This is a genomic window from Oceanispirochaeta sp., assembly GCF_027859075.1.
GTDB lineage: Bacteria > Spirochaetota > Spirochaetia > DSM-2461 > DSM-2461 > Oceanispirochaeta.
Map to the genome: position 1 here is coordinate 1 of NZ_JAQIBL010000098.1, position 5,294 is coordinate 5,294.

The 5,294-nt window shown below is 48.7% G+C and carries 3 protein-coding genes; 1 reads left to right on the forward strand and 2 read right to left on the reverse strand.

The genetic code is table 11. The features are described from left to right. The coding region (pepD, locus tag PF479_RS05410) for a beta-Ala-His dipeptidase (protein WP_298003208.1) at window positions 1–1,351 on the reverse strand (1,351 nt) is incomplete at its 3' end. Continuing rightward, window positions 1,348–2,937 (reverse strand): apolipoprotein N-acyltransferase, encoded by a 1,590-nt coding sequence (gene lnt, locus PF479_RS05415; protein WP_298003211.1) that lies wholly within the window; start codon window positions 2,935–2,937, stop codon window positions 1,348–1,350. The genes pepD and lnt, both read right to left, overlap by 4 nt. Window positions 2,938–3,114: 177 nt before the next feature. Between lnt and PF479_RS05420 the strand changes: the two genes are divergently transcribed. Beyond that, window positions 3,115–5,294: DNA polymerase II (locus tag PF479_RS05420; RefSeq protein WP_298003214.1), on the forward strand; the 2,180-nt coding region annotated here is incomplete at its 3' end.

Consider the following 5,294-nt stretch of genomic DNA (forward strand, 5'->3'; position numbering starts at 1 on the left):
GGGGGTGTTTTATGGTCGGTCCGATGGAAATCATATCCATCCCGGGATATTTATCACCGATCAATCCGCATTCAAGACCCGCATGAATGGCCTCAATGACAGGATCTTTTCCGCATGCTCTTTTATACACTACCACACTTTTTTCCAGCAGAGCAGAAGAAGGGTTCGGTTTCCATGAGGGGTACTTATTCAGAGTGTCACAGCTGCCGCCGGCTAATAGGGCCAGGGAAACCATCCTCTCATTCATATCCTTCAGTTCCGACATGACAGCACTCCGCTGACTGGTCAGAAAGTCTGCCCCCTTAAGATTGACAGAAGCCCAGGCCAGGTTGCTGGATGTTTCCACAAGATTCTCAATATCCGAGGAGACTTTACCCACCCCATGAGGGATGAGACGGATGACCCGGAGGATCTTTAGACCCGATTCCTGTGTGAGAACCTGAGAAATTTTAGAGACCTCCTCCAGTTTTATAAAAAGATCTTTCTCTACGGTTCCAGATTCATTGATAAAGTCCTGTTCCCAGGCAGACACAATTTTCTGAACATCAACCGTATCTGACAGGACAAACCGGGCGACCCCATCCCGGCAGATGGCATTGGAAGCCCCGCTGCCGCCTTCCAGACCGGCGAGTCTGAAAGAGTCTTCCAAAGAGAGCTGGCTCAATACCCGCTCGGCCATTTTCAGGGCATTCCCCAGATTCAGGTGAATGTCCATTCCCGAATGGCCGCCCTTCAGACCACCCACGGTGAGGGAATAACTGAGAACCTCTGAAGCGGCTTTTTCTGAAGTCAGGGGAATGTTAAACCGACTGTCCGCACCACCGGCACAGCCGATGGTGAAAATACCCTCATCTTCCGAGTCCATGTTAATCAGGATCTTACCTTCCACAAATCCCTTTTCCAGGTGATTAGCACCTACCAGCCCGATCTCTTCATCACTGGTGATCAGGATTTCCAGGGGAGGATGGGAAACGTCCTCCGAGGTCACCAGATCCATGGCCAGGGCCAGGGCGATTCCGTTATCCGCACCCAGGGTCGTCTTGTCACCCCGGACCCAGTCTCCCTCCCGAACCATAATCACAGGGTCCTTTGAAAAATCATGTTTTGAGTCTGGCAATTTTTCACAGACCATGTCGGAATGGCCCTGGAGCACAACAATAGCTGACTTCTCATAGCCTTTTGTTCCCGGAACCTTAATCACCAGGTTATTCATCCGGTCCCGTTTAATCTTATATCCCTGATCTTCTCCCCAGGTCTGAAGCCAATCCGTAATGGGACCGCTGTTCTCTGATTTACGGGGTGTTTTATTGATCTCTACCAGGTAGGAAAGGATTTGGTCTGTATGGTTCATTTCTTGCCTCTGATCTTCAGTATAGTCATGATGGTCATCCAAAGCCCGAAAATCACGGACAATACCATGATGCCGCGATCAAACAGGAAGTCTGTCCTGTTATAAAGTGTCGGTTCTCCCTCATATACGGGTACATCCACAGTCAGGACATCCGCCGTGAAGGGTTCTAGATAATCCACAATTTTGCCATTGGGATCAATCAGGCAGGTAAATCCGCCGTTGCTGGCCCTGATCATGGATCGTCTGTTTTCAACAGAACGGAAAACGGCCATCCCCACATGCTGAATCGAACAGGCTTGAGCTTTAGACCAGGAGTCATTGGTCACATTGACCAGCACCTGGGCTCCTTCCCTGATAAAATTTCGACTGAGATAGCCAAAAGTGTCTTCAAAGCAGATGAGGGGTGAAGACTTAACACCGCCGATGTCAAAAACCGTGTATTCTTCGCCCTTTTCATAAAAGGTAGCCCCGCTGTCCAGGATATATTTATAGAACCTGGGAAAGAGCTTTGTATAAGGGAAATGCTCCCCGAAAGGAACCAGATGAATTTTACGATAACGGTCAATAATCTCCTGTCCTTCAAACAAGAGAACGGCATTATAGGTAATCATCTTGCCTGCAGACATCTCAGAGTCATTATTTCCTATAAGAAAGGGCGTGTCCTTGCTCTCCAGGTAGGACATCAGCTTTTGAACGAGAGCCAGACGCTCCCGGTCTTCTCTCCTTTTATTATGCCATTCAATGGAGGGAACAAATGAGGTTTCCGACCAGATCACCGTATCGGGGTTATCCGCCAGGGCTTCATCGGAGAGTTCAAGCAGTTTATCCAAAGCTCTCGCATAAACCTCAGTACCGCTGAGCCATGCGTTTATATCATGCTGAATCAGAGAAGTTCTCCAGAGTGGACTGTTTTCATAGTCCACTCTGCTGAGGTTGGAATAGATCATACTTCCCGCCAGTATCAGAACATAGAGACAAGCCGGAAAAAAGAGATGTGTTGCTTTTTTCAATAGGCCGATAGATGTCCCCTCTTCTTTTCTGAACCGGATATACCGGGCAATCCAAAGAGAGGGAAAGACCAGGAGGCCGGAGACGCCCAACACTCCGGTGAGATCTGAGATCCCGATGACCGAGAGGTTCTGGTACTGAGAGTATCCCAATATCCCGTAGGAATATCCCAGAAATCCCCGGGTTCTGAAAATTTCAAAGGCCAGCCAGAACACCAGCTGCACGAGGTAACCCCAGCGGGGGAATGTCTTATCGGCCCACTTGAAAACAGGGAACCAGAAGATGAAATAGACCGCATAGATCAGGGGAACAACCACAAAGGATGTGGGATTGAACTTGGCCAGCCAGAAATTGAAGAGACTATAGGAAAAGTAGCCATAAAGAGCTCCGTAAAGCATGCTCTTTAAATATCCCACCCGATGGATCAGCAAAAAAACAGGAATCAGAGCAAACCATGCCAGAAAAGAGAAGCCCCAGCGGTATATAAAATTGGGAAAGGATAAAGCGAAAAGAAGAGATCCCGTTATAAGAAGGAATAACTCTGTCAGCCAGGGATATTTTTCAAGGGTTTTCACCATGATCAGAACTCCGTATAAATTGGTATGGGGGACCGGATAAGGCCGTTACGAACAAAAAAGATTGTACTCCAATTCGGGGAATTGGGAAAGTCGAAGCTTTCCGTCTGGCATGATTATTTCTAAGTGATTTTGCAAAAGTATCTTCCCCTGACTATAATCGGAGAACAGGAGAGCAGAATGCATCAGGGTTATATACTCACATCCGAGAGTCTGGACATAAAAGGCCGGCATGAGATTCATCTGACCGGAACAGGGCCTGAAGGTCCCTTTTTCATCAAAGTCACAGACAATAAGCCCGTGTTCTTTATCCCCGAAAATACTGATCTACCCAGGATAGAATTCACTCAACGGAAAGCTGTGGCCCTGAAATCCTATTCGGGAGAAACCGTTGATGCCCTCTACTTTAACTCACTCCATCAATTTTTCAGCGCCAGGGAAAAGTTGGTCAGTCAGGGATTCAGAGTCTATGAGAGCGATGTGTACCCGGTGGACCGTTTTTTAATGGAACGCTTCATCACCGGAGAAATCCGCTGGGAAGGTTCTGGAAAGGCTGTCGACGGAGGAACCCTCTACCTGAATCCACGGATAAACGCTCCCGAAGGGGATGAACCAGTCAAACCGAAACTGAGAGTTCTCTCCCTGGACATAGAAACCGGGCGGAATGGAGAAGTGTATTCCATTGCCATGCACGGGACCGGCTACAATGGGATCATCGATGAGTTCAGGAAAGTCCTGATTCACAGCAATCACATCGGCAGCAGCGGACACTATCAATATTGCCAGGGTGAACGGGAAACGTTGAAAGCCTTTCTGGCCTGGATTCAAAAATGGGACCCCGACATCATCATCGGATGGTATGTCATCGGCTTTGATCTGACATTCCTGGAAAAAAGGTATCGTCATTTTGGAGACAGCTTTCTTCCGGGAAGAGAAAATCAGCCTCTCAAAATCAAAGAGAACCGGGCCGGATTCTTTTCGGCCGAATGCAGAGGACGGCAGATCATCGACGGGCTGCAGACCATGCGACAGAACTTCTACAAATTTGAAAACTTCAAACTTGAAACTGTTGCACAGGAGCTTCTGGGAAGAGGCAAGGAGATAGAAGAAGACGGTCAGAGCAAGGTGGATGAGATTGAGCGCCGTTACAGGGAAGACCCGGAGGCTTTGGCAAAGTACAACCTGGAAGACAGCATCCTTGTGAGTGACATCTTCAAGAAAACAGATCTATTAGGACTCATCCTGGCCCGGAGGAAGATGACAGGCCTCCCCCTGGACCAGGTGAACAGAACGGTTGCCGCCTTTGACTTCTTCTACCTCCCCCGCCTGCATCGGCATGGTCTGGTGGCTCCCGATACAGGGGATGTTCAGCCCGGAGAAGCCGCCCCCGGGGGGTATGTTTTTGCCGGGGACCCGGGTCTTTACAAGCAGGTCATCGTCCTGGATTTCAAAAGCCTCTACCCCTCTGTGATCAGAACCTTCCATATTGACCCCCTGGCCTTAATCCGCAGGACCGACCGCAGCATCACCACTCCCACGGGTCACAGCTTCTCCAGAACTGAAACAATACTCCCCGAATTCCTGACTGAGGCAATGAAAAAACGGAAAAAAGCGAAAGAGGATCACAACGAACAGCTATCCCAGGCCATCAAAATACTGATGAATTCCTTTTACGGAGCCATGGGAACCACGGCATGCCGCTTCTACAACCCGGATCTGCCCAAGGCCATCACCGGTTCGGGACAATGGGTCCTGAAAGAAACGGTTCAGTGGCTGAGGGGAGAGGGCTACAAGGTTATATACGGCGATACCGACTCGGTCTTTGTTTGTCTGAAAGAGACAGAAATACACAATCCTGACGAAGCAGGACTCCACCTGGCCGAGAAGGTCAATCATTTTATGGAGAAAAGGGTCATGGAAGAATCCAGTGTGTTTTCTCATCTGGAAATCGAATATGAAAAACTCTACAGCAAATTTTTTCTCCCCCCCTTAAGAGGCACAGAAACAGGAGCCCGTAAACGCTATGCCGGACTTCTGGTAAAAGGAGGCCTTGAGAATCTGGAATTCACAGGAATGGAATTTGTCCGTTCCGACTGGACCGAAATGGCCCGGAATTTCCAATACGAGCTTTATCGTCAGTTTTTCAATAATGAAGATGCCGTCGCCTGGATCAAACAGTATATTGAAGATCTCAGGAATGGAAAGATGGATGATGAGCTGGTCTATAAAAAAGGCTTGAGTAAAGACCCCGAAGAATACACAAAAAACATCCCCCCCCATGTGAAAGCAGCCTTGCTCCTGCCACCGCAAGAAAGGCTTAAAATTAGGTCCATTGAATACATCATGACACCGAAGGGGCC

Coding starts and splice junctions, on each gene's coding strand:
- lnt (WP_298003211.1), bottom strand. CDS start 2,937: ATGGTGAAAACCCTTGAAAAATATCCCTGGCTGACAGAGTTATTCCTT.